At 72.2% G+C, this 26,770-nt stretch carries 27 protein-coding genes; 12 read left to right on the top strand and 15 right to left on the bottom strand.

Features of this window, described 5'->3' with window-relative positions:
* Positions 1–3: 3 nt before the first annotated feature.
* Both AB0K03_RS12310 and AB0K03_RS12315 read right to left on the bottom strand, forming a co-directional pair.
* Entirely contained in the window at positions 4–318 is a 315-nt protein-coding gene (locus AB0K03_RS12310; protein ID WP_364683521.1) for a hypothetical protein, read from the bottom strand.
* Between the two features lie 6 nt (positions 319–324).
* The gene (locus AB0K03_RS12315; protein ID WP_364683523.1) at positions 325–579 is read right to left on the bottom strand and encodes a hypothetical protein; all 255 of its coding nucleotides are present in this window, start codon (positions 577–579) and stop codon (positions 325–327) included.
* A 47-nt stretch (positions 580–626) separates the two neighbouring features.
* Here AB0K03_RS12315 and valS point away from each other — a divergent pair, with 47 nt between their 5' ends.
* Both valS and AB0K03_RS12325 read left to right on the top strand, forming a co-directional pair.
* Positions 627–3,158 (top strand): valine--tRNA ligase, encoded by a 2,532-nt coding sequence (gene valS, locus AB0K03_RS12320; protein WP_364683525.1) that lies wholly within the window; start codon positions 627–629, stop codon positions 3,156–3,158.
* A gap of 67 nt (positions 3,159–3,225) precedes the next feature.
* Positions 3,226–3,765, top strand: coding sequence for a hypothetical protein (locus tag AB0K03_RS12325; protein ID WP_364683527.1), 540 nt, complete (start codon positions 3,226–3,228; stop codon positions 3,763–3,765).
* A 254-nt stretch (positions 3,766–4,019) separates the two neighbouring features.
* On the opposite strand, the gene AB0K03_RS12330 is transcribed toward AB0K03_RS12325, so the two are convergent.
* Positions 4,020–5,180: a DNA recombination protein RmuC gene (locus tag AB0K03_RS12330; protein WP_364683529.1), complete on the bottom strand. Its 1,161-nt coding sequence runs from the start codon at positions 5,178–5,180 to the stop codon at positions 4,020–4,022.
* 53 nt (positions 5,181–5,233) lie between these two features.
* Between AB0K03_RS12330 and AB0K03_RS12335 the strand changes: the two genes are divergently transcribed.
* Positions 5,234–6,007: a hypothetical protein gene (locus AB0K03_RS12335; RefSeq protein ID WP_364683531.1), complete on the top strand. Its 774-nt coding sequence runs from the start codon at positions 5,234–5,236 to the stop codon at positions 6,005–6,007.
* On the opposite strand, the gene AB0K03_RS12340 is transcribed toward AB0K03_RS12335, so the two are convergent.
* Entirely contained in the window at positions 6,004–6,960 is a 957-nt protein-coding gene (locus AB0K03_RS12340; protein WP_364683740.1) for a 4-hydroxy-3-methylbut-2-enyl diphosphate reductase, read from the bottom strand. The genes AB0K03_RS12335 and AB0K03_RS12340 overlap by 4 nt on opposite strands.
* A gap of 121 nt (positions 6,961–7,081) precedes the next feature.
* Between AB0K03_RS12340 and AB0K03_RS12345 the strand changes: the two genes are divergently transcribed.
* The 3 genes from AB0K03_RS12345 to AB0K03_RS12355 are packed head-to-tail and all read left to right on the top strand — an operon-like array spanning position 7,082 to position 8,894.
* Complete coding sequence (locus tag AB0K03_RS12345; protein ID WP_364683533.1) at positions 7,082–7,465, top strand: hypothetical protein; 384 nt, start codon at positions 7,082–7,084, stop codon at positions 7,463–7,465.
* Between the two features lie 5 nt (positions 7,466–7,470).
* Entirely contained in the window at positions 7,471–8,694 is a 1,224-nt protein-coding gene (xseA, locus tag AB0K03_RS12350; protein WP_364683535.1) for an exodeoxyribonuclease VII large subunit, read from the top strand.
* Entirely contained in the window at positions 8,691–8,894 is a 204-nt protein-coding gene (locus tag AB0K03_RS12355; protein ID WP_249610876.1) for an exodeoxyribonuclease VII small subunit, read from the top strand. The genes xseA and AB0K03_RS12355 overlap by 4 nt, the downstream gene beginning before the upstream one ends.
* Positions 8,895–8,897: 3 nt before the next feature.
* Here AB0K03_RS12355 and AB0K03_RS12360 read toward each other — a convergent pair whose 3' ends face one another.
* Positions 8,898–9,440: a DUF4245 domain-containing protein gene (locus AB0K03_RS12360; protein ID WP_364683537.1), complete on the bottom strand. Its 543-nt coding sequence runs from the start codon at positions 9,438–9,440 to the stop codon at positions 8,898–8,900.
* Positions 9,441–9,539: 99 nt separating this feature from the next.
* Between AB0K03_RS12360 and glpX the strand changes: the two genes are divergently transcribed.
* Together glpX and AB0K03_RS12370 are read left to right on the top strand one after the other, a co-directional pair.
* Positions 9,540–10,577 carry a class II fructose-bisphosphatase gene (gene glpX / locus AB0K03_RS12365; protein ID WP_364683539.1) on the top strand — a complete coding sequence of 346 codons (1,038 nt, stop codon included), beginning with the start codon at positions 9,540–9,542 and terminating at the stop codon, positions 10,575–10,577.
* Positions 10,574–11,539, top strand: a complete 966-nt coding sequence (locus AB0K03_RS12370) for a DMT family transporter (RefSeq protein WP_364683541.1) — start codon at positions 10,574–10,576, stop codon at positions 11,537–11,539. Before glpX ends, AB0K03_RS12370 begins: the two co-directional genes overlap by 4 nt.
* A 20-nt stretch (positions 11,540–11,559) precedes the next feature.
* Here the strand turns inward: AB0K03_RS12370 and AB0K03_RS12375 are convergent, their stop codons facing one another.
* From AB0K03_RS12375 to AB0K03_RS12390, 4 genes are all read right to left on the bottom strand, one after another.
* A complete protein-coding gene (locus AB0K03_RS12375) occupies positions 11,560–12,222 on the bottom strand; it encodes a rhomboid family intramembrane serine protease (protein ID WP_364683543.1) in 663 nt (220 codons plus the stop codon).
* A 60-nt stretch (positions 12,223–12,282) separates the two neighbouring features.
* Positions 12,283–13,071 carry a serine protease gene (locus AB0K03_RS12380; protein WP_364683545.1) on the bottom strand — a complete coding sequence of 263 codons (789 nt, stop codon included), beginning with the start codon at positions 13,069–13,071 and terminating at the stop codon, positions 12,283–12,285.
* Between the two features lie 80 nt (positions 13,072–13,151).
* A complete protein-coding gene (locus AB0K03_RS12385; RefSeq protein ID WP_364683547.1) occupies positions 13,152–13,874 on the bottom strand; it encodes a transglycosylase SLT domain-containing protein in 723 nt (240 codons plus the stop codon).
* Between the two features lie 384 nt (positions 13,875–14,258).
* Positions 14,259–15,674: a PhoH family protein gene (locus AB0K03_RS12390; protein WP_364683549.1), complete on the bottom strand. Its 1,416-nt coding sequence runs from the start codon at positions 15,672–15,674 to the stop codon at positions 14,259–14,261.
* 259 nt (positions 15,675–15,933) lie between these two features.
* On the opposite strand from AB0K03_RS12390, the gene otsB reads away from it, so the two are divergent.
* Positions 15,934–16,761, top strand: a complete 828-nt coding sequence (gene otsB, locus AB0K03_RS12395) for a trehalose-phosphatase (RefSeq protein ID WP_364683550.1) — start codon at positions 15,934–15,936, stop codon at positions 16,759–16,761.
* A gap of 81 nt (positions 16,762–16,842) precedes the next feature.
* On the opposite strand, the gene AB0K03_RS12400 is transcribed toward otsB, so the two are convergent.
* Genes AB0K03_RS12400 through AB0K03_RS12415 form a run of 4 tightly spaced genes read right to left on the bottom strand, consistent with a single transcriptional unit; the run spans position 16,843 to position 21,478 of the window.
* The gene (locus AB0K03_RS12400) at positions 16,843–17,613 is read right to left on the bottom strand and encodes an isoprenyl transferase (RefSeq protein ID WP_364683552.1); all 771 of its coding nucleotides are present in this window, start codon (positions 17,611–17,613) and stop codon (positions 16,843–16,845) included.
* Positions 17,614–17,644: 31 nt separating this feature from the next.
* Positions 17,645–18,763, bottom strand: a complete 1,119-nt coding sequence (locus tag AB0K03_RS12405) for an NAD(P)/FAD-dependent oxidoreductase (RefSeq protein WP_364683554.1) — start codon at positions 18,761–18,763, stop codon at positions 17,645–17,647.
* Positions 18,760–19,617, bottom strand: a complete 858-nt coding sequence (locus AB0K03_RS12410; protein ID WP_364683556.1) for a hypothetical protein — start codon at positions 19,615–19,617, stop codon at positions 18,760–18,762. Before AB0K03_RS12410 ends, AB0K03_RS12405 begins: the two co-directional genes overlap by 4 nt.
* Positions 19,618–19,672: 55 nt before the next feature.
* On the bottom strand, positions 19,673–21,478 hold the full coding sequence (locus AB0K03_RS12415; protein WP_364683558.1) for a phosphoenolpyruvate carboxykinase (GTP): 1,806 nt from the start codon (positions 21,476–21,478) through the stop codon (positions 19,673–19,675).
* A gap of 340 nt (positions 21,479–21,818) precedes the next feature.
* On the opposite strand from AB0K03_RS12415, the gene AB0K03_RS12420 reads away from it, so the two are divergent.
* The 3 genes from AB0K03_RS12420 (at position 21,819) to AB0K03_RS12430 (ending at position 23,829) form a co-directional block, all read left to right on the top strand.
* On the top strand, positions 21,819–22,583 hold the full coding sequence (locus AB0K03_RS12420; RefSeq protein WP_364683559.1) for a sigma-70 family RNA polymerase sigma factor: 765 nt from the start codon (positions 21,819–21,821) through the stop codon (positions 22,581–22,583).
* A gap of 52 nt (positions 22,584–22,635) precedes the next feature.
* Complete coding sequence (locus AB0K03_RS12425; RefSeq protein WP_364683561.1) at positions 22,636–23,202, top strand: GtrA family protein; 567 nt, start codon at positions 22,636–22,638, stop codon at positions 23,200–23,202.
* Between the two features lie 63 nt (positions 23,203–23,265).
* A complete protein-coding gene (locus AB0K03_RS12430; RefSeq protein WP_364683563.1) occupies positions 23,266–23,829 on the top strand; it encodes a GtrA family protein in 564 nt (187 codons plus the stop codon).
* Here AB0K03_RS12430 and AB0K03_RS12435 read toward each other — a convergent pair.
* Both AB0K03_RS12435 and AB0K03_RS12440 read right to left on the bottom strand, forming a co-directional pair.
* Positions 23,756–24,358, bottom strand: a complete 603-nt coding sequence (locus AB0K03_RS12435) for a PH domain-containing protein (protein WP_364683565.1) — start codon at positions 24,356–24,358, stop codon at positions 23,756–23,758. The genes AB0K03_RS12430 and AB0K03_RS12435 overlap by 74 nt on opposite strands.
* A 4-nt stretch (positions 24,359–24,362) precedes the next feature.
* On the bottom strand, positions 24,363–25,232 hold the full coding sequence (locus tag AB0K03_RS12440; RefSeq protein ID WP_364683567.1) for a biotin--[acetyl-CoA-carboxylase] ligase: 870 nt from the start codon (positions 25,230–25,232) through the stop codon (positions 24,363–24,365).
* Positions 25,233–26,770: the final 1,538 nt, after the last annotated feature.

A 26,770-nucleotide genomic window follows, 5' to 3' on the forward strand; every position in this document is an offset into this window, starting at 1 on the left:
GTCTCAGTCATGAGCGTCCTTCGCCAGGTAGACACGACGGGCGGCGCTTCCCGGCCAGCCCGCGTTCGGCGTGCCCACGAAGACCGATGGCTCTATCGCGATCGGGCCATCTTGAAGAGCTTCCAGCTCGAACACCAGATCGTCGATGTCCTCGTCCACCTCAGCATTACGCTCACGCACGACGACGTACAGGTTGATCCGATCGGCCTTCCGTTCCACCGAGACAGCGCGAATCCCCGGTGAGATGAGCCCGAGCGCCGCCTGGACGACATCCAGCACCAGCCTGTTCCCAGACTCCGGAGAGGTCTCCACCGCCACCTCCTGTCACCCTAAGCGTCCAACGCACTGTAGACGCGACAGAAACGGCATCGGCTTGTCGTAGGAGAAGCACTGCTTCTCGCCGGCGCCCGTCTGGGGCACGTCCAGCAGATTCAGGATGTTGCCGGCCGCGTCGTGCTCGTACCGGCGGTCCCACACCGTGCCGGTAGCGGTCTCGGCCTTGACGAACGTCCGCTTCATCCGGCGGGTGAAGATTTCTTTCAGGAAAGTGTCAACAGCGATCGATGCGAGGGCCGGCACCGGCGAAGTGCGTGGCCCCGCCCACGCCGCACCTCTACCCTGTGCCCATGACTGATACGGGAAGGACCGCGCGCGCCGGTCTGCCCGAGAAGCCGTCCCTGGACGGGCTCGAGGAGAAGTGGGCGCGCCGCTGGCAGGAGGAGGGCACGTATGCGTTCGACCGCTCGAAGGAGCGGGCCGACGTATACGCGATCGACACGCCTCCGCCGACCGTATCGGGCGAGCTGCACATGGGGCACGTCTTCTCGTACACGCACACCGACACCGTCGCGCGGTTCCAGCGGATGCGCGGCAAGACCGTCTTCTATCCGATGGGGTGGGACGACAACGGGCTGCCCACCGAGCGCCGGGTCCAGAACGTGTACGGGGTCTACTGCGACCCGTCGCTGCCGTACGACCCGCAGTGGCAGCCGCCGGAGGCTCCGCCGAAGCCAGCGGTGGCGGTGTCGCGGCGCAACTTCGTCGAGCTGTGCAGCCGGCTGACCGTCGAGGACGAGAAGGCGTTCGAGGCGTTGTGGCGGCGGCTCGGGCTGTCCGTCGACTGGGCGATGACGTACACGACGATCGGGCCCAGGGCGCAGGCGGTGTCGCAGCGGGCGTTCCTCGACAACCTCGCGCGCGGGGAGGCGTACACGTCGGAGGCGCCGACCCTGTGGGACGTCGGCTTCCGGACGGCGGTCGCGCAGGCCGAGATCGAGGACCGGGAGCGGGCGGGTGCGTACCACCGGCTGCGCTTCCACGGCCCGGACGGGCCGGTCGAGGTCGACACGACCCGGCCGGAGCTGCTGCCGGCCTGCGTCGCGCTGGTCACGTACCCCGAGCATCCGCTGGTCGGCAAGACCGTGCGCACCCCGCTGTTCGACGTCGAGGTCCCGGTGCATGCGCACCCCCTGGCCGAGCCGGACAAGGGTACGGGCATCGCCATGGTCTGCACCTTCGGCGACCTGACCGACGTCATCTGGTGGCGCGACCTGGACCTGCCGACCCGGGTGGTGCTGGGGCGCGACGGCCGGTTCCTGCCGGACCGGCCCGACGGCGTGCCCGCGGCGGCGTACGCGCAGTTCGCCGGCCTGACCGCCAACGCGGCCCGGCGGGAGGTCGTGCGGCTGCTCGGCGAGACCGGCGACCTGCTGGGCGAGCCGCGGCCGATCACCCACCCGGTCAAGTTCTACGAGCGGGGCGACTCGCCGCTGGAGATCGTCACGAGCCGGCAGTGGTTCATCCGCAACGGCGGGCGTGACGAGCAGCTGCGCGACGAGCTGCAGGAGCGCGGGCGGCAGCTGCGCTGGCTTCCGGCGCACATGCGGCACCGCTACGAGCACTGGGTGGCCGGGCTCACCGGTGACTGGCTGATCAGCCGGCAGCGTTTCTTCGGGGTGCCGGTCCCCGTGTGGTACCGGCTCGACGACGCTGGCGAGCCGGACCACGGACAGCTTCTCATACCGGACGTTTCGGCGTTGCCGGTCGACCCATCCTCGGAGTGTCCGCCCGGTTTCGACGAGTCCCAGCGCGACGTCCCCGGTGGCTTCACCGCGGACCCGGACGTCATGGACACCTGGGCCACCTCGTCGCTCACCCCGCAGATCGTCGGCGGCTGGGGCACCGACGACGAGTTGTTCGCCAAGGTCTTCCCGATGGACCTGCGCCCGCAGGGCCAGGAGATCATCCGGACCTGGCTGTTCTACTCCGTCGTCCGCGCCCACTTCGAGCACGGCGTGCTGCCCTGGTCGACGACGGTGCAGTCCGGCTGGATCCTCGACCCGGACCGCAAGAAGATGTCCAAGTCCAAGGGCAACGTGGTCACGCCGATGGACCTGCTCGTGCAGCACGGCTCCGACTCGGTGCGCTACTGGGCCGCGAACGGACGCCCGGGCGCCGACCTCGCGTTCGACCCGGCGCAGATCAAGGTGGGGCGGCGGCTCGCGACCAAGCTGCTCAACGCCTCGCGCTTCGCGCTCGGGCTGGGCGCCGCGGACGCGCTGCGGCAGCCGGTCACGGCGGAACTCGACCGGGCGATGCTCGCCCGGCTCGCCACGGTGGTCGAGGAGGCGACGGCGGCGTTCGACGCGTACGACCACACGACCGCGCTCACCACGGCCGAGGCGTTCTTCTGGACGTTCTGCGACGACTACATCGAGCTGGTCAAGGACCGGGCGTACGGGGAGGGCCCCGGCGCCGACTCCGCACGGGCGGCGCTCGCGGCCGGGCTGTCGGTGCTGCTGCGGTTGTTCGCGCCGTTCCTGCCGTACGTGACGGAGGAGGTGTGGTCGTGGTGGCGCTACGGCTCGGTGCACCGCGCGACCTGGCCCACCAAGTACGAGCTGACCCGCGTCGCGCCGGACGGCGACGCGACCCTGCTCGACCTGGCCGGCGACGCGCTGCGCCAGGTCCGCCGGGCCAAGTCGGACCGCAAGCTGTCGATGAAGGCCGAGGTCCCGCTCGCCGAGGCGCTCGGGCCGGCCGCGCTGCTCGACCGGCTCGCCCTGGTGGAGGGCGACCTGCGGGCGGCCGGGCGGATCGGCAAGCTCGACATGCTGCCGGACCGCACGCCGGAGCTCGTCATCGCCTGCGCGTTCTGACCCGCCGGTCCGGGCTTCCTTCGCCAACCTTTCCGCGAGGGCGGCCCGGACACGGCAGCATGGAAACATGCCGGTCCCCCCTGAAGAGGTCGAGGCGCCCGCCGACGACGCCGTGCTCTTCCGGTCGTCGCCGTGGCGGACGTTCACGGTCATGTCCGCGGTGCTGTTCGTGGCGTACGTGGCGGTGTCGCCGCTGGTGGCATGGCTGCTCGGAGCGCCGCTGGACAGCTGGTGGTCGACGGCCGCGCAGGCCGCGGTGATCGGCGTGGTGGTGGCCGGCGGGTACGCGCTCTCCTCCCGCTCGGCGATGCGCACCTGGGTACGCGCCTCCTCGGGCGGGCTGGAGCTGGCATCCGAGGGCAGCGACCCGGTGCTGCTGGCCTGGCCGGACATCGATCACGTGGTGGTACGCCGCAGCGGCCTGCGTACCGTCCTCGACGTGACGCCGGTCGGCCTGGACCGGGTGCACCCGGTCGCGGAGGGCGACGACGGCTGGCCGGCGTTGCACGACGAGGAGGACGGCTCCCCCGGCTTCACCGCCGACCTGACCCAGGTGTGGCCGGGCCCGCGCGCGCTGCGCCGCGAGCTGGCCCGGCGGATGCGTTGACGCTCGGCGTCAGAGCTCAACGGGCCCGCTTCTTCTGAGTCGGGAACTGAGCTCCAGGACCGTACTTGACCTTCGGACCGCGCGTCTGTTCGGAGATCCTGACCAGAATCTCACGGCCGACGAAATCCCGGAGGATGTCTCGAGACCGCATTGAGACTCCTTTGGCGCGACCGACACTCTGGAGGTTCCGCCAAACTCACGGCCTCGCTCCTCCGAGACGCGCAGGTTGAGCGCTGGCTTGCACGGAGGAAGTGTCACCTGGCCCACGTGGAGCCCGACTCGTCGAGCAGCTCCGGCGCCTGCGGCTGGCGCGGCGTCAGCTCGACCTGCGCGGGGACCGCGAGCTCCTCGTCGGACACGCCCATCTCGGCGAGCTTGCGGGCGCTCACCAGCACCCGGGACTCCAGCGAGCCGACCGCACGGTTGTACGCCGTCACCGCCCCGCTCAGCGACGCACCCAGCTTGCCCACGTGGTCGCCGAGGGTGGCTAGGCGGCCGTACAGCTCGCGGGCCAGGCCGTGCACCGCGAGCGCGTTGCGGGCCAGCGCCTCCTGCCGCCACGAGTAGGCGACCGTGCGCAGCAGCGCCACCAGCGTCGCCGGGGTGGCCAGCACGACGTTGCGGCTGAACGCGTGCTCCATCAGCGCGGCGTCGCGCTGCAGCGCCGCGTCCAGGAACGGGTCGGCCGGCACGAACAGCACCACGAAGTCGGGGGTCTGGTCGAACGCCGTCCAGTACGCCTTGCCGGCCAGCGCGTCGACGTGCCCGCGCAGGACCTTCGCGTGCTGGTCCAGGTGCGCGTCGCGGGTGCGCTCGTCGCGGGCCTCCATCGCCGACAGGTACGCGTCGAACGGCGCCTTCGCGTCCACCACCACCGACCGGCCGCCGTGCAGGCGCACCACCATGTCGGGGCGTACGCCCTGATGGTCGGTCGTGGACGTCACCTGCTCGGCGAAGTCGCAGTGCTCCAGCAGGCCGGCCGCCTCGACGATGCGGCGCAGCTGATGCTCGCCCCAGCGGCCCCGGACCTGCGGCGCCCGCAGCGCGGCGACCAGCTGTTTGGTCTCCGTCCGCAGCTCGCCGGAGACCAGGCCCATCGCGCGCACCTGCTCGCGCAGTTCCGCGTACGCGTCGACGCGGTCGCGTTCCAGCTCGCCGACCCGCTGCTCGTATCGGCGCAGCATCTCGTGCAGGGGCGCGACGGCCCGCGCGACCGCCTCCTGCGACTGGGCGGTGGCCTCGTAGGACAGCGCCCGCAGCGACTGCTCGAGGCGCTCCTCACCGTCCTTTCCAGCCTGCACGGTCGCCTCCAGCCGGGCGATGTCCGCGGCGGCACGCAACCGCGCGGCGAACCACCCCAGCGCGGCCCCCACCGCCAGACAGATGATCACCACGGCCAGCGTCGAGAAGGTCACCCTGCGAGCTTGCCAGAGGCGTACGACGTTCCCGGCGCGGGTACCGTCGACATATGAAGGTGTTTCTGCTGCTGATCCTGGTCCTGATCGTGGTGGCGATCGCCCTCGCGTGGCGCCGGGGCTCCGCGGCCCGCGAGCAGCGGCATCTGGACGACGCCCGCGCGGAGGCGCAGCGCTGGTACGAGCGGCTCGGCGGCCAGGTGATGAACCTGCACGCCGACGACCCCGCCGCCCGGCAGGCGCTCGCCGACGCCTCGGAGCGCTACAACGCCGCCGGCGGACAACTTCAGCAGGCTCGCTCGGTGCGCCAGTTCCAGCTGGCCCGCGAGTCGGCACTGGAGGGTCTGGCGTACGTGCGCGCGGCCCGTACGGCCATGGGACTCGACCCGGGCCCGGACCTGCCGCCGCTGCTGAGCTCGCAGGGAGCCGGGCAGCTCACCCGCGAGCGCGAGGTCACAGTGCAGGGACACCAGTACAAGGCCGGCCCGCAGCCCGGCGTGGACACGCCCTACTACTACCCCGGCGGCCGGGTGCAGGGCCGCCCCGTGCCGGCCGGCTGGTACTCGACGCCGGTGTGGAAGACCGCGCTCGGCGCCGGCGCGGGCGTGCTCGGCGGGATGCTCATCTTCGACGCGCTGCTGTCCCCCGGCTTCGGCGACATGGGGTACGGCGACGGCTATCAGGACGGGTTCCAGGACGCCGCCGGCGACTTCGGCGGCGGGGACCAGGCCGGCGACTTCGGCGGCGGGGACCAGGGCGCCGACTGGGGCGGCGGCGACTTCGGTGGGGGCGACTTCGGCGGCGGGGACTTCGGCGGCGACTTCTAGCCCTTAGGGCGGGCGTTCGCGGCGGCCTTCATATCGCGGCGCAGCTCCTGCGGCAGCGAGAACGTCAGCCGCTCCTCCGCCGTCGTGTACTCGGTGACCTCGCCGAACCCGCGCTCCGCGAGGTGCGCCAGCACGTCCATGACCAGGTCGTCCGGCACGCTGGCGCCGGAACTCACCCCGACGGTGGTCGCGCCCTCGAGCCACTCGTCCCGGATCTCGGACGCATAGTCCACCAGGTGGCCGGCGCGGGCGCCGGCGCCGAGGGCGACCTCGACCAGCCGTACGGAATTCGACGAGTTCCTCGACCCGACCACGATGACCACGTCGCAGTCCGGCGCGATCTCCTTGATCACGTGCTGCCGGTTGGAGGTGGCGTAGCAGATGTCGTCGCTCGGCGGCGACTGCAGCAACGGCAGCCGGGTCTTGAGCCGCGCGACGGTCTCCATGGTCTCGTCCACGCTCAGGGTCGTCTGCGACAGCCAGACCACCTTCGCCGGGTCGCGGACCACGACGTTGTCGACGTCGTCCGGGCCGTCGACCAGCTGGATGTGCGCGGGGGCCTCGCCGGAGGTGCCGATGACCTCCTCGTGCCCCTCGTGACCGATGAGCAGGATGTCGTAGTCCTCCGCGGCGAACCGCCGGGCCTCGTGGTGCACCTTCGTCACCAGCGGGCAGGTCGCGTCGATCGCCTTGAGGTTGCGCGCGCGGGCCTGCTCGTGCACCTCGGGCGCCACGCCGTGCGCGGAGAAGACGACGGTCGAGCCCTCGGGGACCTCCTCGTTCTCCTCCACGAAGATCGCGCCGCGGGCCTCGAGGGTGCTCACCACGTGCTTGTTGTGCACGATCTGCTTGCGCACGTACACCGGGGCGCCGTAGAGCTTGAGCGCCTCCTCGACGGTCTGCACCGCGCGGTCGACACCGGCGCAGTAGCCCCGCGGCTTGGCGAGGAGCATACGCTTGCGGACTGGGGCAGCAGAGTCGGAAGTCACCCGGCAATGGTACGTGCACCCGTCGCGGATCTCGCTTCCTGCGATACGGGCCACAACCCGCCGCCGCGGGCGGAATACTCGGCCCATGAGCGCCGTGGGCACCGCGCTGCGCCTGGTCATCGGCTGGATCAGCGTGGTCGTCGGCCTGCTGAACCTGATCGCCGATGCGGACGACCTCTCCGATCACACCTACCTGCTGTTCAACGCCGCGCTGCTGGTCGGCGGAGTGCTCCTGGTGTCGCTCGAGGGGATCGGTGCGCGACCAGGCGCCGGGGACTACGCGACGGGGGCCGTCGTCACGGTCGTCGGGCTGGTCGCCGGGCGCGGTTACCCCTTCGCTTTCCGCGACGTGTTCAGCGCCGTCGCGGACGTGCTCTTCTGGGGGTACGCCGGTCTGGCGCTGATGCTGCTGGTGACCCTGGTACGGCGTACCGCTGCACGGACGCGTGAGCACCCGCCCGTAGGCTAGGCCGGGTGACCCAGCCGGAGCCCAAGTCCAGCGCCGACGAGCCGTGGCCCGTACGCGTCGTGAGCCAGAAGCTCGGCGCGTGGGTGGCCAAGCTGGGCTGGGTCTGGGTCGACGGCCAGGTGGCGCAGATCAGCCGCCGGCCCGGTGCCGGCGTGGTGTTCCTGACCCTGCGCGACCCGTCGGCCGACCTCAGCCTCACCGTGACCGCGCACCGCGACGTCCTCGACGCCGGCGCCCCGGAGCTCAGCGAGGGCGCCCGCGTCACGCTGCACGCCAAGCCCGAGTTCTACCCGGCGCGCGGGTCGCTGAGCCTGCGCGCCGACGAGATCCGTCAGGTCGGCCTCGGTGAGCTGCTCGCCCGCCTCGAACGGCTGAAGAAGCTGCTCGCCGCCGAGGGCCTGTTCGCCCGGGAACGCAAGCGCCGGCTGCCGTTCCTGCCGCAGCGGATCGGGCTGATCACCGGCCGGGCCTCGGCCGCCGAGCGCGACGTGCTCATGAACACCCGCCGCCGCTGGCCGGGCGTCGACTTCCGGGTGATCAACGTGCCGGTGCAGGGCCCGACCGCGGTGCCGCAGATCATCGACGCGCTCAAGGTGCTGGAGAACGACGACACGGTCGACGTGATCGTCATCGCGCGCGGCGGCGGCAGCGTCGAGGACCTGCTGCCGTTCTCCGACGAGGCGCTGTGCCGGGCCGTGTTCGGGTGCCGTACGCCGGTGGTCAGCGCGATCGGCCACGAGACCGACGCGCCGCTGCTGGACTACGTCGCCGATCTGCGCGCGTCGACGCCGACCGACGCGGCCAAGCGGATCGTGCCGGATCTCGGCGAGGAGCGGCAGCTGATCGGGCAGGCCCGGCGGCGCCTGGACCGGGCGGTGCTCGGGCTCGTGGACCGCGAGTCGCACCGGCTGGAGGCCTTCCGGTCGCGGCCGTCGCTGGCCCGGCCGGAGACGTTCGTCGAGCAGCGCGCCGCCGAGGTGAGCCAGCTGCGCGACCGCGCCACGCGCAGCCTCGAGCACCGGGTGCGCCGGGCCGACGACGACCTGCGGCACACCCTGGCGCGGCTGCGGGCGCTGTCGCCCAAGGCGACCCTCGAGCGGGGGTACGCGATCGTGCAGCGCGCCGACGGGCACGTGGTGCGGGCCGCGGACGAGGTCGCCGCGGGAGACGTTCTACGCGTACGGCTGGCCGACGGCGAGCTGCGCACGGAGGTACGGGAGAACCCATGAGCGACGAGACACTGAGCTACGAGCAGGCCCGGGGCGAGCTGGCCACGGTCGTGGAGAAGCTGGAGCAGGGCGGCGCCTCGCTGGAGGAGTCGCTGGCGCTGTGGGAACGCGGCGAGAAACTGGCCGACGTCTGCCAGCGGTGGCTGGACGGGGCACGGGAGCGCATCGAGGCCGCCCGCGCCGCCCGCCCCGAGCAGTAGGGGTCAGGACAGCGCCGCGGCCAGCGTCTCCAGGTGCGCGGACGACGCCGGGCCGACCACGATGACCGTACGGCCGCTCTCCCGCAGCACGAGCGCGTTCTCGCCGGGGCGTCCCTCGTACCGTTGCCAGATCCGCGCCTCGTCGCGGAACGTGCCCACCGGTTCCCGGGGTTTCTCGCCGAGCTCGCCCGGCACGAGGGTGGTGGGCGCGACGCTGCTCTGGACGAGCTGGATCGGCTTCTTGTCCGGGTCGACGTAGCCGATCCGCAGCGTGGCGCCGTCGTCGCCGCGCTTGAAGGTGGCGCTCTGCACGTGCCAGTCGTCGCCCAGACCCTGCGGCTCGCTCACCGGGAAGACCGCGGCCGAGCGGGCCTGCTGCAGCGTCGGCTCGGCGTCCACGCTGATCGGCTCGTCGCCGCCGAGCACCATCCGGTAGAAGAGCAGCAGGAGCGCGATCGGGACGAGCAGGATGGCAAGGGACAACGCCATGTCCCGCGGACGGCGCTCTTCACGCTTGCCGACGGTCGGGGTCTCGGGGCTGGACACCCCACCATTGTTAACCATGTCGCGGACGCGGGACTTCGCGCGGGCGGCCGTGTGAGGATCGGACGACCACACCCCGCACCGTCGCGAGGAGGCCCCCTGATGCCCGTTTCCGCCAACCCCCAGGATCTCGACCGCAACATCGCCCTCGATCTCGTCCGTGTCACCGAAGCCGCCGCGATGGCCGCCGGCCGGTGGGTGGGCCGCGGCGACAAGAACGGCGGCGACGGCGCCGCCGTGGACGCCATGCGCAAACTCATCAACTCGATCCAGATGCGCGGCGTCGTCGTCATCGGCGAGGGCGAGAAGGACGAGGCGCCGATGCTCTTCAACGGGGAGCAGGTCGGCGACGGCACCGGGCCGGAGGTGGACGTGGCCGTCGACCCGATCGACGGCACCACGCTGATGAGCAAGGGCATGCCCGGCGCGGTGTCGGTGCTGGCCGTGGCCGAGCGCGGCGCCATGTTCGACCCGAGCGCGGTCTTCTACATGGAGAAGATCGCGGTGGGCCCGGACTGCGCCGACGTGATCGACATCAACGCCGGCGCGACCGAGAACCTGCGCCGCATCGCCAAGGCGAAGCGCTCCGACGTCTCCGACGTCACCGTCTGCATCCTGGACCGGCCGCGGCACCAGGCCCTGGTCGAGGAGGTACGCGCGGCCGGCGCGACCATCCGGTTCATCTCCGACGGCGACATCGCGGGCGCCATCTCGGCGGCCCGCTCGGAGTCCGACGTCGACGTGCTCATGGGCATCGGCGGCACCCCGGAGGGCATCACCGCCGCCTGCGCGCTCAAGTGCCTCGGCGGCGAGATCCAGGCGAAGCTGTGGCCGCTGGACGACGCCGAACGGGAGAAGGCCCGGGCCGGCGGGCACGACCTCGACCGCGTGCTCACCACCGACGACCTGGTGACCGGCGACAACTGCTTCTTCGTCGCGACCGGCGTGACCTCGGGCGACCTGCTCAAGGGCGTGCGCTACCGGGCCGGCGGGGCGCACACCCAGTCGATCGTCATGCGCTCCAAGAGCGGCACGATCCGGGTCATCGACTCGTACCACCGGCTCGAGAAGCTGAAGCAGTACTCGTCGGTCGACTTCGACGGCCACCTGCCCACGGTCTGGCCCTCGGTGCGCGAATGACGCAGACCGGCACCTCGCTGCCGGCCGTGACAGCCACGCGGCGCGCGGTCGGCGTGGCGCTCGCGGTCCTCGCGGGCGTCGCGCTGGCCGTGCAGTCGCGCATCAACGGCGAGCTGGCCGTACGGCTCGACGACCCGATCGGCGCCGCGCTGATCTCGTTCGGCTCGGGCCTGCTGGTGCTCGTCGTGCTGGTGCCGGCGCTGCCGTCGGGCCGGGCCGGGCTGCGCTCCCTCCGCGAGGCCCTGCGCGACCGCCGGATCCGCCTCCTGCAGTGCGTCGGCGGCGTGTGCGGTGGCTTCCTCGTCGCCACGCAGGGACTCACGGTGCCGACGCTCGGCGTGGCGGTCTTCATCGTGGCGGTGGTCGCGGGCCAGTCGTCGAGCAGCCTGATGGTGGACCGCGCGGGCACGGGCCCGGGCGGTCCCCAGCCGGTGAGCACCCCCCGCCTGGCCGGCGCGGTGCTCACCGTGGCGGCGGTGGTGATCTCGGTGGCGGACCGCATCGGCCACTCGGGCGCGCTGGTGCTGGCGGTCCTGCCGCTGCTCGCCGGTCTCGGCATCGCCTGGCAGCAGGCCGTGAACGGCCACGTCCGCATGGTCGCGGACAGCGCGATGGTGGCGGGCCTGATCAACTTCCTGACGGGTACGGCGCTGCTCGTCCTCGCGTACGCGGTCTCCGTGCTGGTCCGCGGCGTGCCGGGCCACCTTCCGCACGGCCCCTGGTGGCTGTACGTCGGCGGCACGATGGGCATCGTCTTCATCGCGGTGGGCGCGACGGTGGTCCGCTACACGGGCGTCCTGTTGCTCGGCCTCAGCATGATCGCCGGTCAGGTGACAGGTGCGCTGCTGGTCGACGAGGTCGTACCAGGCGACGCCGGCCGCCCGGGCTGGAACACGATCCTCGGCGCGGTCCTCACGCTGCTCGCGGTGGGCATAGCGGTCCTGCCCGCCCGCCGCCGCTGACCCCGGCTGCGGCCGTACGGTCAGATGTCGGTGAGGGTGGCGTCCGGGTCGTAGAGGGCCGGTTGCGGCCGGGGCCGGCGGCGGCGGAAGGCGATCGCGGCGATCACGCCGCCGAGCAGGCCCAGCAGGTGGCCCTGCCAGGAGATCGGCTGGTCGGTGGGGAGCACGTTGTAGATCTGGTACCAGTACAGCAGGCCGATGAAGGCCGCCACCCCGAGGTTCCACCAGCTGCGCTCGACGAAGCCGCGGGCGAAGAGCAGGCCGAGGTAGCCGAAGACCACGCCGCTCGCGCCGACGACCACGCTGCTGGGGTCGCCGACGAGCCAGACGCCGAAGCCGCTGACCAGGATGATGACCAGCGTCGACCAGAGGAAGCGGCGGGTGCCGCCGGCCAGCGCGAACGTGCCGACGAGGATGAGCGGGACGCTGTTGCCGTACAGGTGGTCCCAGCCGGCGTGCAGGAACGGGCTGAAGAGCACGCCGTCGAGGCCGTCGATGCGGCGCGGGATGATGCCGCCGGCGACGTCGAGGCGGCCGGCGCCGAGGCCGCGGTCGATCGCCTCGATGAGGAAGAGGATCGGGATGACGGCGCACATGGCCACGAAGGCGCGGCCGATGGAGGCGAAGAACGCCTCGGTGCCGAACCTGGCCGACGTGTCGTCCTGCTCCCCCGGATAGCTCATGACTCGATGGTTACCGATCGGCGCCACGGTCGCCAACTGCGGGTGTCCGATCGGGCACGGTCAGCTGAGCTTGCGGGTGGCCGTACGGATGGCCGGCCGGAACGCCGACACCTGCGTGTAGACCCCGGGGTAGCCCTTGCGCGCGCAGCCCAGCCCCCAGCTCACGATGCCGACCTGGATCCACCGGTCGCCGGAGCGGCGCACCATCGGGCCGCCGGAGTCGCCTTGGCACGTGTCGACGCCCTGCTTGCCGGCGCAGATGGATTCGTCCTCGACGAGCCGTACGCCCACCGTCCGGTACGCCTTGGCGCAGTCGTGGTCGGAGACGACGGGCACGGTGGCGTACCGCAGGCGCTTCTCCTGGCGCAGGGACCGTTCGCTCGTCTGCCCCCAGCCCAGGACGGTCAGCGGCCCCTTCTCCTCCTTGACGCCGTGGGCGAGGTCGAGGGTGGGCAGGTCCAGCGGGTGGTCCAGCTGGACGAGGGCCCAGTCGTCGCCGCTGATCTCGCCGTGGAAGCCCTCGGCACGTACGACCGAGACGGATCGGGCCGTCATGGCCTTCGCGGATTTGAGGTTGGTCACGCCGGCGGTGACCTCGATGCTGTCGTCCGGGCCGGTGCCGTCGACGCAGTGCCCGGCGGTGAGTACCACGCGCGGGGCGGTGAGCGCGCCGCCGCAGCCCATCGAGAGCCGCACCATCCACGGGAAGCGGCCTTCCGGGGCGAGGCTGCCGCCGACGACCTCACGGACCGGCGGGGCGCCGTCCTGGGCGCTGGCGGCCATCTGGCTCGCGGTCAGGACGGATGCGAGGATGCCGAGCACGACCAGTGAGGCGACTTTCCGGACCATGCGGACATTGCATCACTGCCGGGGACAGACGAAAGGGGTACGCGCCGAAGCACGTACCCCTTTGCCCGAACGGGTGTGGGTCAGTACCACCCGGTGCTCTGCGAGTGCGACCAGGCGCCGCACGGGGTGTCGTACCGGCCCTCGATGTAGCCGAGGCCCCACTTGATCTGCGTGGCGGGGTTGGTCCGCCAGTCGTCGGCGACCGAGCCCATCTTGCTGCCGGGCAGGGCCTGCGGGATGCCGTACGCGCCGGAGCTGGGGTTGGCGGCCTTCGGGTTCCAGCCGCTCTCCTTCTTCCACAGCTTGTCGAGGCACGGGAACTGGTCGATGCCGAAGCCTGCGTCGATCATCAGCGCACAGCCGGTCTCCCGGGTGCCGCTGTACTCGTTGCAGGAGTCGGGGATCGGGCCGGTGTAGGCCGTGCTGCCGCCGGAGCTGCCGGAACCGCTCTTCTCCGCCTTGGCGGCCTTCTCGGCCGCCTCCTTCTCGATCGCCTTCTGCGCTTCCGTGCGCGCCTTGCCCGCGGCGGTCTTGGCCTGGGCCATGGCCTCGGAGGCGGCCGCGCCCTCGGCCGCACGCCGGTACGCCCGCGCCGCCGCGTGCTGGGCCTGCCGCTCCTTCAGGAGCTGGATCTCCTCGACTTCCGCACGGGAGTCGACGAGCTTGGCCTGGGAGGAGGTGACGGCGGCGCTCTGCGCCTGGACTTCCCGGTCCTGTCCGAGATAGACCCCGCCGATCACGCCTGCGACGAGCAGGCCGACCGAGGCCGCACGGATTCCGACCCGGCTCCAGAGCCGATTCACGAAGATTTCCCTTCGTAGGGGGCAATGACGCGGAGCGGCACCACCGGCGCACAGCCCGGCGGCGGCTCACACCGCGAGCATCCCGGCCCCTCAGGCCGCATGGTCCGGCCCTCTTCCACCGGTCCCGCGATGGCCCCGATCGATGCCCGACCGGCCGTGCCACGCGAATGATGCTCGCCAGCCACCATGGCTCACGGTGAAGTGGATGTGAAATGGCAACGCCAACCTGTGAAGCGAATCACAGGATATTCCGGTCTCAATCGGTCCGAACCTCGCCTATTCCATTCACTCTCCCGGTATAAGCAACGTCACATTGGGTGACTGCCCCCGCGCACGGCGTGAGGCGGGGATCCGGCCGGATCCCCGCCTCACGGTGACGCTCGGTCAGAGCGGGATCTCCTCCAGGAGATCGGTGACGACCTCCGCGATCGGCGACCGCTCGGACCTCGTCAGGGTGACATGGGCGAAGATCGGGTGGCCCTTGAGCGCCTCGATCACCGCCGTCACACCGTCGTGCCGGCCCACCCGCAGGTTGTCGCGCTGCGCCACGTCGTGGGTGAGCACGACGCGCGAACCCTGCCCGATGCGCGACAGCACCGTCAGGAGCACGTTGCGCTCGAGCGACTGCGCCTCGTCCACGATCACGAAGGAGTCGTGCAGGCTGCGGCCGCGGATGTGGGTGAGCGGCAGGACCTCGAGCATCCCGCGCGCCAGCACCTCCTCCACGACGTTCGCGTGCACCACGGCGCCCAGCGTGTCGAAGACGGCCTGCGCCCAGGGCGACATCTTCTCCGACTCGCTACCCGGCAGATAGCCGAGCTCCTGGCCGCCGACGGCGTACAGGGGGCGGAAGACGACGACCTTCTTGTGCCGGCCGCGCTCCATCGTCGCCTCGAGACCGGCGGCGAGCGCGAGCGCGGACTTGCCCGTACCGGCCTTGCCGCCGAGCGAGACGATGCCGATCGACTCGTCGAGCAGCAGGTCCAGGGCCACCCGCTGCTCCGCCGAGCGGCCGCGCAGGCCGAACGCCTCGCGGTCGCCGCGGACCAGCTTGACCGTCTTGTCCGGTGTCATCCGGCCCAGCGCCGAGCCGCGCGAGGAGTGGATGACCAGGCCGGTGTGGCAGGGCAGGTGCTCGGCGTCCTCCACCTCGAGCTCCTCGCCCTGGTAGAGGCGGTTGACCTCGTCCTCCTCGAGGCTGAGGTCGGCCATGCCGGTCCACGTGGGATCGCTGGCCTGGCCATGGCGGTACTCGTCGGCGGTCAGGCCGACCGAGGCGGCCTTCACGCGCAGCGGCATGTCCTTGCTGACGAGCGTGACGTCACGCCCCTCCGCGGTGAGCCCCAGCGCCACGGACAGGATCCGGGTGTCGTTGGAGTCGTTGCGGAAGCCGTGCGGCAGCACGCTCTGGTCGGCGTGGTTGAGCTCGACCCGCAGGGTGCCGCCCTCGTCGTTGCAGAGCACCGGCTGGTCGAGCCGGCCGTGCTTGATCCGCAGCTCGTCGAGCATGCGCAGCGACTGGCGGGCGAACCAGCCGAGCTCGGGATGGTGGCGCTTGCCCTCCAGCTCGGAGATCACCACGAGCGGGATGACCACCTCGTGGTCGGTGAACCGGCGGAACGCCGCCGGATCGGACAGCAGGACCGAGGTGTCCAGCACGAAGACCCGTCCGGCTGGAGCGGGCTCCGCGTCGGCGTGCCGGTCCCGGGACGAGCGGCGTCCCGAGGTGGCGCGGCTGCTGGAGACTTTGGCGGCCGGGTCGGTGTGCGCGTCCCCGGCGTCAGTACGGCGAGATGTCACAGGCCTGCTCCAGCGGGCGTGCAACCCGGTCCGCCCGCGGTCCGCCATGTCCGGCGCCCGTCACTTGCACGGGGTCGGGATGCTGGCCCCGTGGCGTACTCGTCGCAGGTCCGGGCCGGCCGGCTGGCTCGGGAAAACCCCGTGCCATGACTAGAACGCTAGCGGTCAAGAGCCACCTTCGGTAGTACCCGCGAGATACGCCAATTCAGCGACGTTCCACCGACGTGCAATGGGCCGTACGGCGGGTAGGCTGGGCTTTGTGCCTGAGTCCCCGGTTGAGAACCCGCGTCCCACGCACCCGCTCAGCGCCGCGGCGGCCCTGCAGTTCACCGCCTCGCGAGCGAAGGACACCACCTTCTTCTTCGACTTCGACGGCGTGCTGTCGCCCGTGACGGACGACCCCGACGCGTCGCAGCCGGTGCCGTCCGTGCTCGGGGTGCTGGAGCAACTCGCCGCGAGGGTGGCCCGGGTGGCCATCGTCTCGGCCCGCCCGGTGAGCTTCCTGCGGTCCCGCTTCGAGTCGCTGGAGCACGTCGACCTCTACGGGCTGTACGGCCTCGAGGTGTGGCACGACGGCGACGTCGTGACCGAGCCGGCGGCGCTGCCCTGGGTTCCCGCGATGGCCGACCTGGCCGAGCGCGCCAAGGCGGAGCTGCCCGAGGCCATCCTGGTGGAGTACAAACGCCTCTCGGTGGCGCTGCACTACCGCACCGCGCCGCAGCTCGCGCAGCAGGTGGAGCGCTGGGGCCACGAGCAGGCCGAGCGTCTCGGGCTGCGCGTGCAGGGCGGCCGCATGGTGGTCGAGCTCAAGCCCCCGGTCGACCAGGACAAGGGCATGGTGATCAGCGAGGGCGTGCTGAACGCCGGCTGTGCCTGGTATTTCGGCGACGACATGTCGGACATCAAGGCGTTCGACGCGCTGCGCGCCCGCGAGGCGGTCGACCCGGGCTTCTTCGGCATGTGCGTGGCCGTCGCCAACCCGGAGACCGGCGCCGACGTGTCCAGCGCGGCCGACCTGACGCTGGACTCCCCCGAGGCGGTGGCCCGCTTCCTCGCCGAGGAGGCCCTGCCCGCCTTCGACCGCTGAGCCCCGCGCGCCCGCGGTCCGCGGCCGCCGCTGCGACCAGAGCGATCAGATTCGGTCAGAGAACGCCGACCGAAGGAGCGCTCAGGCGCCGTAGCGGCGCTGGCGGGTCGCGTACGAGCGCAGCGCCCGCAGGAAGTCGGTCCGGCGGAAATCCGGCCAGTTGGCGTCGTGGAAGTAGAACTCCGAGTGCGCCGACTGCCACAGCAGGAAGCCCGACAGCCGCTGCTCGCCGCTGGTGCGGATGACCAGGTCCGGGTCGGGTTGACCGCGGGTGTAGAGGTGCTCGGCGATGTGCTCCACGTCGAGGATCTCGGCCAGCTCCTCCAGGGTGCGCCCGGCCGCGGCGTGCTCGTGCAGCAGGGAGCGGACCGCGTCGGTGATCTCGCGGCGGCCGCCGTAGCCGACCGCGAGGTTGACCTCGACGCCGTCGCCGCGTTCCCGGGTCTTCTCCTGCGCGGCCTTGAGAGCGGTCGCCGTGCTCGCGGGCAGCACGTCGAGCGCGCCGACGATGCGTAGCCGCCACGGGTTGCCGTCCTCGGCCAGCTCGGTGGCGAGGTCCTCGATGATGGTCAGCAGCGGGTCCAGCTCGGCGGCGGGCCGGCGCAGATTGTCGGTGGCCAGCAGGTAGAGCGTCACGTGCTTGATGCCGGCCTGGTCGCACCAGGTCAGCAGCTCCTTGACCCGGGCCGCGCCGACCCGGTGGCCGTCGTTGGGGTCGACGTAGCCCATCTCGCGGGCCCAGCGCCGGTTGCCGTCGCACATGACCCCGACATGCTGCGGTATCGGCTTGCCGGCGAGCTTGCCGGCGAGCCGCCGCTCGTACAGGGAGTAGACCAGGGACCGCAGAGTCATCGCGCCAAGCCTATCGACCCCGGGCCGGGGCTCAAGAGGGCGCAGCGGCGATCCGGGCCAAACCCCCTGCGATCCGTCCGATCGTGCGAAGGTCGAAAACCCCGTCAGCGAGGCCCAGGTCCACCATCCGGGCGAAAACCGCCGCATCCCGGCGGGCCGCCTCGACGGCCGCGTCCACCACGCGGGGCCGCCGGGTCAGCAGCGAAGCCACCCGGGAGTGGCGCAGGTGGCGGCCGAGCCGGGCGTTGAGCGTCGCGCCGTAGCGTTGCGCCGCCGCCTCCGGGCCGGCGGCGGCCGCCCTACCCGCCAGTGCGCCGGAGAGCACGGCGTAGAAGATGCCCTCGCCGGTGAACGGGTTGATCAGCGACAGGGCGTCGCCGGCGAGCAGCACCGGGCCGCGGGCCGGCGCCGGCCGGTGGGTGGACAACGGCAGGTGGTGGGCGCGCAGGCCGGCCGGTTCGCCGCCGGGCAGGAGATCGGCGAGCCGCTCCAGCAGGTACGCCTTCGTGAGCGGCGTCCCGCGCAGCACCTCCCCGTACCCGACGTTGGCGGTGCCGTCGCCGAGCGGGAACGACCACGCGTACGCCGGCCAGCGCTGCCGCGTGGTCTTGATCAGCTGCTCCTCACCGGTCGCCGGGGCGTACCCGCGGATCGCGATGGCCAGGTGGCCGGCGGGGTTCGCGGGGTGTCCGAGCCACCGCCGCACGACCGAGCCGGCCCCGTCGGCGCCGATGACCACGCGCGCCCGGATGCGGTCGTCGAGGACGACGCTGCCACCGTCCCGGCGGATCGTCCGTACGCTGTGCCGCAGGAACTCGGCGCCGGCGGCGCGGGCCGCGTCGAGCAGACGAGCGTCGAAGATCCTTCGCGGCACGGTGTACGCCGGGCGCGGCAGCGGCCGGGCCACTTCCATCCCACCCGGGGACACCAGGCGCAGCCGCTCGACCGGTGGGTGACCGTCGGTGATCCCGGTGACGCCCAGGCCGGCGAGGACGTCGAGGGTCTCCGCGGCGATCCCGTCCCCGCACGGCTTGTCCCGCGGGAACTCGCAGCGGTCGAGCAGCAGGACGGAGGCGCCGGCGCGGAGGGCCGCGAGCGCCGCGGCGGATCCGGCGGGACCCGCGCCGACGACCGCGACGTCGTGGCTCACGCGGTGGCCGCCGCCGGTACGGAGGCAGCCGGCAGGCGCGACACCCGCCACAGCGAGTAGAGGACCAGCACCGCGGCGGCGACCAGCGGCGCCCCGTCCCGGACGAGCCCGTCGGCGCCCAGCAGCAGATAGCAGAGCGGCAGATCCACGACGAGCACACCGAGCGTCACCCAGATCAGCATCCGCCGCGCCCAGGCCTTGCCGCGCATGAGGAAGATGGTCGTCAGGGCCACCAGGTAGCTCACCGCGAACCCGGCCACGAACCAGAACCCCACCGCGAGCAGCCACTGCGGCCGCCGCCCCAGCTCCCCCACGGAGATCAGCGCGGGCACGAGCATGAGCGGGCTGTACGTGAAGGCCGCCACCCGGGCGGTGAGAGCCCAGGCGGCCAGCGGCGGGCGCTTCGGCACCGCCTCGCGCCACTCGAGGCCGTCCCGGGTCACCACCAGCTTCTTCGGGTGGCGAACCAGATGCTCCTGCACGGTCCGATGCCGGTAGAGCAGCACGACGACCGTCAGGCAGAGGACGGTCAGGGCGGCGAACCCGAGGACGCCGGGAAGCGGCGGGGTGCCCGAGCGGGGCACGATGAGCCGCCCGACGGCGAAGATCGTGGTGACGGCCAGGATCAGACCGATGGGCCGCGCGCCCGCGCGACCGCGGCGCACGTGCCAGATCAGGATCAACCAGCCGAGCGTACGCAGCAGCGCCCAGCCGGTGCGGACCGCGAGCCCGTAACCGTGCTCGGGCGCGTACCAGAAATTGAGGAGCTCGACCCCCGCGGTGGCCGCCGCCGTCGCGACCAGCAGCCAGGTCAGCGCGCGGACCACGCGCGGCTTGCGGTCGTCGACGGTCACGGGTGCGAAGGTACCCAGGCCGCGCCCGCCTCGAACGCGAGGCGGGCGCGGGGCGTCACGCGGCGTTCAGACGGGACTTGAGCGCGTCCAGCTCCGACCAGAGCACGGCCGGGAGCTTGTCGCCGAACTTGGCGAACCACTCCTCGACCTGCGGGATCTCGGCCAGCCACTCGTCGGTGTCGACGGTCAGGGCCGCCTCGATGTCGGCCCGGTCGACGTCCAGGCCGGTCAGGTCGAGCGCGTCGGCGGTCGGTACGTGCCCGATCGGCGTCTCGACGGCCTCTCCCTTGCCGTCGAGGCGCTCGACGATCCACTTGAGCACGCGGGAGTTCTCACCGAAGCCCGGCCACAGGAACCGGCCGTTCTCGCCGCGGCGGAACCAGTTGACGTAGAACACCTTCGGCAGCTTGCTCGCGTCGCCGGACGCGGCCTTGCCCATCTCGATCCAGTGGTTGAAGTAGTCGCCGGCGTGGTAGCCGATGAACGGCAGCATCGCCATCGGGTCCCGGCGCACGACGCCCACCTGCCCGACCGCCGCGGCGGTGGTCTCCGACGACAGCGTCGCGCCGAAGTAGACCCCGTGCACCCAGTCGCGGGCCTCGGTGACCAGCGGCACGGTCGTCTTGCGGCGGCCGCCGAAGAGGATCGCGTCGATGGGTACGCCGCGCGGGTCGTCGTACTCCGGGGCCAGGATCGGGCACTGGTTGATGGGCGTGCAAAAGCGGCTGTTCGGGTGGCTGGACGGGGCGTCCGAGTCCGGCGTCCAGTCGTTGCCGCGCCAGTCGGTGAGGTGCGCCGGCGGCTCGCCCATGCCCTCCCACCAGACGTCGCCGTCGTCGGTGAGCGCGACGTTGGTGAAGATGGAGTTGCCGCGGGCGAGGGTCCGCATGGCGTTCGGGTTGGTGCGCTGGTCGGTGCCGGGCGCGACTCCGAACAGGCCGTACTCCGGGTTGGTGGCCCACAGCCGGCCGTCCTCGCCGAAGCGCATCCACGCGATGTCGTCGCCGACGGTCTCGACCTTCCAGCCGGGCAGGGTGGGCTCGAGCATCGCCAGGTTGGTCTTGCCGCAGGCCGACGGGAACGCCCCGGCGATGTAGCGGACCTGCCCCTCCGGCGAGGTCAGCTTCATGATGAGCATGTGCTCGGCGAGCCAGCCCTCGTCGCGAGCGGCGACGCTGGCGATCCGCAGCGCGTAGCACTTCTTGCCGAGCAGCGAGTTGCCGCCGTACCCCGAGCCGAAGGACCAGATCTCCCGGGTCTCCGGGAAGTGCGAGATGTACTTGGTCTCGTTGCACGGCCAGGCGACGTCGGCCTGTCCCTCGTCCAGCGGCGCGCCGACCGAGTGCAGCGCGGGCACGAAGTCGGCGTCGGTGCCCATGGCCTCGAGGACCTTCGCGCCCATCCGGGTCATGATCTTCATGGAGGCGACGACGTACGCGCTGTCGGTGAGCTCCACGCCGAACATCGGGTTGGGCGAGTCGAGCGGGCCCATGCAGAACGGGACGACGTACATCGTCCGGCCGCGCATGCAGCCGCGGTACAGCTCCGTCATCGTCGACTTCATCTCCGCGGGCGCCATCCAGTTGTTGGTGGGCCCGGCGTCGGCGGGGTCGACGGAACAGATGAAGGTGCGTTCCTCGACCCGGGCGACATCCCCGGGATCGGTACGCGCCCAGAACGAGTTGGGCCGGCGCTCGGGGTCGAGACGGACGAGCGACCCGGCGTCGACGAGCGCGTCGGTGAGGCGGGTCCACTCCTCGTCGGAGCCGTCGCACCAGACGACCCGGTCCGGGGTGGTGAGGGCGGCGACCTCCTCGACCCAGCTGAGTAGGCGGGCATGGGAGGTAGGGGGCAGTGACATGTGAATCCCTTCGGTCGGCTTGACCTGTGACGTATCCGGCCGGCGGGCCGGCCCCTGTCACGGGAGTCACGTCAGCGTAAGCCGAGCGAACGTTCAGTTCATCGGTGAACCCTGTGGACAACCGCACAATCCTCGGCGTTTGTGCTCATAGACGATCGATCCTTCGCCGGACGGTGCACGAGTGAGCAGAGAGCGCTTCCCCACGTACGGACCGCATCCGCCCGGCGGCGGCTTCCCCGCCGGCCCACCGCTGGAACTCACGGCTTTCACAAAATGGACAAACCGACATAAGCTTGTCCGCAATCGGGCTTTCCTCCCACTCCCGGCTCTGGAGGCAGGAATGACGATCCCGGCGGGCGAGGCCGATGCCGACGCGGAGCTGCTGGCGGCCGTACGCGCCGGCGACACCGCCGCGTACGGCGTGCTCTACCAGCGTCACCGCACCGCCGCCCGGAACCTCGCGTACGGGCTCGTCACCGATCACGCCGACGCGGACGACCTCGTCGCCGAGACGTTCGCCAAGGTCTTCGCCACCCTGCGCGCCGGGCGCGGCCCGCTGGTGTCGTTCCGCGCGTACCTGCACACCACGCTCCGCCACGTCTGCTACCACCGGGCCCGCCGCGACCGCCGGCTCGAGTTCACCGACGATCTGAGCCGGTACGACGCCGGCGAGCCGTTCCGCGACCCCGCCCTCGACCGCCTCGAGCGCACGTACGCCGCCCAGGCCTTCCGCGCGCTGCCCGATCGCTGGCGTGACGTGCTGTGGCGTACCGAGGTCGAGGGGGCCAGCCCGGCCGAGCTGGCCCCGCAGCTGGGACTGACCCCGAACGCGGTCGCCGTGCTCGCCCACCGGGCCCGCGAGGGTCTGCGCCGCCTCTACCTCCAGCAGCACGTCGGGGCCGCCGACCCGCCGGAGTGCCGGTGGGCCGGGGAACGGCTGGGCGGCCGGGTACGCGGCCGGCTCGCCCCGCGGGACTCCGCGCGGCTCGACACCCACCTGGCGTGGTGCGCCGAGTGCCGCGCCCGGCTCGCCGAGGTGACCGAGATCGACCAGCACCGTCACCGGCCGTACCGGCAGCGCAACCCGGCCGGGCCCCCCGGTTAAGACTCGCTCACGAAAACAGCGGGGGGTGACGAGCGCCGGTACGCTCGGGTCCGTGCCCGTTGCCGACGTCCTGCCCGCTCTGCGGGCACGCTTCGGGGCACTCGTGCGCGAACTGAGCAAGTTCGGCACGGTCGGGGCGACCGCGTTCGCCATCGACCTCGTCATCTTCAACGTGCTGCTGCAGAGCGGTTCGGAGTCGTTGCTCGCCAAGACGATCTCCACCGTCGTCGCCACCACCGTCGCCTTCGCCGGCAACCGCTTCTGGACCTGGCGGCACCGCGAACACCGCAACATGGCGCGGCAGTACACGCTGTTCTTCCTGCTCAACGGCATCGGTTTGGGCATCGGGCTGGCCTGCCTGGCGATCAGCCACTACGGGCTCGGCTCGATCTGGCCCGAGTTCCAGACCCCGCTCGCGGACAACATCTCCGGGCAGCTGGTCGGCACCGCCGTGGGCACCCTGTTCCGTTTCTGGTCGTACCGCCGCTTCGTGTTCGGCGACAGGGTCGTCCCGGACCCGGCGCCCCCGGCAGTCCCGGGGACCCCGGCCCCGCCGGCCGGCGCGACCGCACCGCAGTCGACCGAGCCGCCGGCGCCGCGCGCCGTCCCGCGGATGTGACGAGGGTTTCAGCCCAGCTGCTGTGTCCGTCGTCTCCCGCCCTTCCCCCCGTAAGGTTGTCGAATGCCTTCAGCCCGCCCGCTGGCGGAACGCCTGCGCCACCTCGCTCCCGAGGCCCTGGCGTTCGGCGTGATCGGCGCAGCGAACACCCTGCTCTACATGGCCATCACCTGGGCGCTCCTGCCCATCGGCGCCGTGAAAGCGAGTGTCGTCGCCACCGTCGTCACCACCACCCTGGCCTACATCGCCAACCGGTTCTGGACCTACCGGCACCACACCCGCACCGCCCTGCGCCGCGAGTACACGCTGTTCTTCGGGTTCAACCTGGTCGGCATGGTGATCCAGTCCGGCGCGGTGGGCATCGGCAAGTACGGCTTCGGCCTCACCGAGGAGAACGACGCCGTGCTGTTCATGGGCGTCACGCTGCTCGGCATCGTGATCGCCACGGTCTTCCGCTTCTGGGCGTACCGGACCTTCGTCTTCCTCAAGCCCCCGGTCGACGGTCACGAGGCCGCGATGGCCGAGCTCGACGTCACCGCCGGCCTGGCGGAGCTCAGCGCCGAGGCGGAGGGCCGCTTGGACGAGGAGATCGCCAAGGAGATCGACGCCCAGCGCCGCGCGGTCTGACCAGCGGCGGCTCCGGCTCGTCGTCCTCGTCCTCCGGGCGCAGCTCCCGGTCGGTCTCGATGAGCTCGTACAGCGTGGTCTGCACCTGCTGGACGTGCGGCACCGACGCCAGCACCGCCGACTGCTCGCCGATCGAGTCGACGGTCAGCGTGCCGCACCCGAGCACCCGGTCCAGCAGGCCCTGCCGGGTCAGATGATCGTTGATGCGGTTGAGCGGCAGATCACGCCGTTCCCGGGCCACCACGCCGTCCTGCAGCAGGATCCGCTCATCGGTGAAGACGTAATGGGTGGTCCGCCACACCAGCAACGGCCAGACCCCGCGGGTCACGCTCATGAACAGGGCGATCGCCGCGACCACGCAGACGCCGATCAGGCCCCCGGTGGTCGGCGGGAGCATCACCCACACCAGGATGACCGCCGCGAGGGCGGCCACCAGCACCAGGACCGGGCGGACCGCCGCCTTGGCGTGCGGATGCAGGTGGAGGACGACCTCCTCCTCGTCGGTCAGCACGTCGTCCGGGAAAGCCACGGGCTCAGCGTACGTGCAGGACGTCCCCCGCCGAGACGCGACGCTCGGCGCCGTCCGCCGTACGGACCATGAGCTGACCGTCCCCGTCCACCGTGGTCGCCACCCCGGCGATCTCCCCGCCGCCGGGCAGCAGCACCCGCACCTCGCGCCCGATCGTGACGCACCCCCGCCGGTACGCCCCCAGCAGCCCGCACAGCTCCGCGTCGCCGCCGGTCTCGCGCCATCCGGCGTACCACCGCTCGAAACCACGCAGCAGCGCCCGCAGCAGCGGATCGCGGTCCGCTGCCTTCGCGCCGGCCAGCTGCAACGACGTCGCGGGCAGGCCGGTGGTGGGCGGCAGCTCCGCCGCCCGGGTGGTGACGTTGAGGCCGATGCCGACGACCACCGCGTCCTCGGCCACCTCGGCCAGAATGCCGGCGGCCTTGCCGGGCGCACCCTCCGGGTCGGACACCACCAGGTCGTTCGGCCACTTCAGACCGGCGTCCAGCTCGGTGATGCGCTGCACGGCCTCCATCAGCGCCACCCCCGCCAGCAGCGGCAGCCAGCCCCAGGCCCGCTGCGGCGCCGGCGCCCACCCGCGCTCGGGAACGGCCGCCCCCGGCCGCAGCAGAACGCTCAACGTCAGCCCGGCCCGCGGCGGCGACACCCACTGCCGATCCCGCCGCCCCCGCCCGGCGACCTGCTGCTCCGCGACGACGACCAACCCCTCACCGGAGCCGTCCCGCGCCGCGCCGGCCACATCGGCGTTCGTCGACCCGGTCTCGGCGATCACATCGATCCGGCGCCACAGGCCGCCGGGTACGACGAGCGCCCGCTGCAGGGCCCGGGCGGCCAGCGGGGGACGATCCAGATCGGCGTACGGCGAGGAGGCCATCGCCCTAGCCTATGTCCCGCCCCTCGCATGTCGCGCTCGCCGCATGTCGCGCCTTCCCATGTCCCGCCCGCCGCCCGTCCCGCCCGTCGCACGTCCTCCGTAGCGCGGCTGCGGCTCAGCTCGGGTCGGCCGCGTGCTTGCTCACGTACACGGTGCTCCGCTGATCCGGCGCCGCCTCCGGCCGGGGCCTGGGCCGCGGGCGCGGGCGTACCCGATCGTCGGTGACCGCGGGCAGGCTCTGGGTGGGCTCACCGGCCACGTTGCGTGGGCGCTGCGCCAGGACCTGGGGCCGCCGCCGGCGGGCCTCGGGCACCTCCGTACCGGGCCAGGTGAGATCGGGCAGGGCGGCCTCGGGCAGGTCCGGCACGGTCCAGACCGGGCCCTCGACGCTCACCTCACGGCCGGCGTACCCGCCCTCGAGCCGCGGTGCGTCGGCGGCCTCGTTCCTGTCGTCGCCCCGCCACCGGCGGCGCTCGGAACCGCCGGCTCGATTCCAGCTGTCGCGGTCACGCGGCTTCCGATCTCTCTCCGCGGCGTACCGTTCCCCGTTCTCGTCGCGCGCGCTCTGGCTCTTCTCCTGCCTGGCCCGCTCGGCGTTGCGCCGTCGGCCAGGCGCGTCGACCGGCTTCGGGAAGCGGCGACCGGCCGGCCGCTCACCCTCCGACCAGGCGCGAGGCAGCCCGATACGGTCGTCGGGGCGCGCCGGCGGCCACTGCGGCACAACCGCGGTCGGCTCGGACCCCGCCTCCGGCAGGGGGTCGAACCCCGAGGCCGGCGGATACGGCGGAACGGCGGGGATGCGCTCGACCGGCACGGGCCAGCCGTACCCCGCGTCCGGAATCGGCGTCCAGTAATCGCCGGTGACGGGCTCGTCGCGGTACTCCGGGCGTACCCATCCCTCCACCCGATCGCCGTAACGGCGGTCGGCGCGGGCAGCCCACGGACGGGCACCCGGGTGGGCATCCGCCTCGGTCAGCCCGGGCTCCTCGAGATCGGCCTGCTCGGGGACCGGCGGCAGCACGCCCACGGGGAGGTCGGCCACCCGGACGTCCTCGTCGGCCAGCCAGTCGTCATCCTCGTCCGGCTCGTACGGGTCCTCGTACGGGTCCAGCGCCAGATCCGCCTCGACGTCGTACCCGTCCTCCAGGCCGAGGTCCACGTCCAGCTCGGAATCCCCACCGGCACGGGCACCGAGATCGACCAGGCGTACGTCCGTCGGCCCGGCCGGGTCGCCGTCGGCAGCCTCCACGGACAGCAGGCGCCGCAGCTCGAAGCGGCTGCGCTCGCTGCCGGGGGCGTGCCCGGCCGGCGAATCGGCGTGGGGGTGGTCGATGTCTGCGGGGTCGCGGTCCGGGCCTTCGCCGGCCCTGCCCTGGTCTCCCCTGCCCTGGTCTCCCCTGCCCTGGTCTCCCCTGCCCTGGTCGGCGTTGCCCCGGTCTTGACTGACGCGGTCTTCGCTGTGCCGGTCCTCGCTGAGCCGGTCCTCGCTGCGCCGGTCCTCGCTGCGCCGGTCTTCGCTGTGCCGGTCTTCGCTGTGC

This window comes from Actinoplanes sp. NPDC049316, from assembly GCF_040677315.1.
In the GTDB taxonomy this organism is placed as follows: domain Bacteria; phylum Actinomycetota; class Actinomycetes; order Mycobacteriales; family Micromonosporaceae; genus Actinoplanes.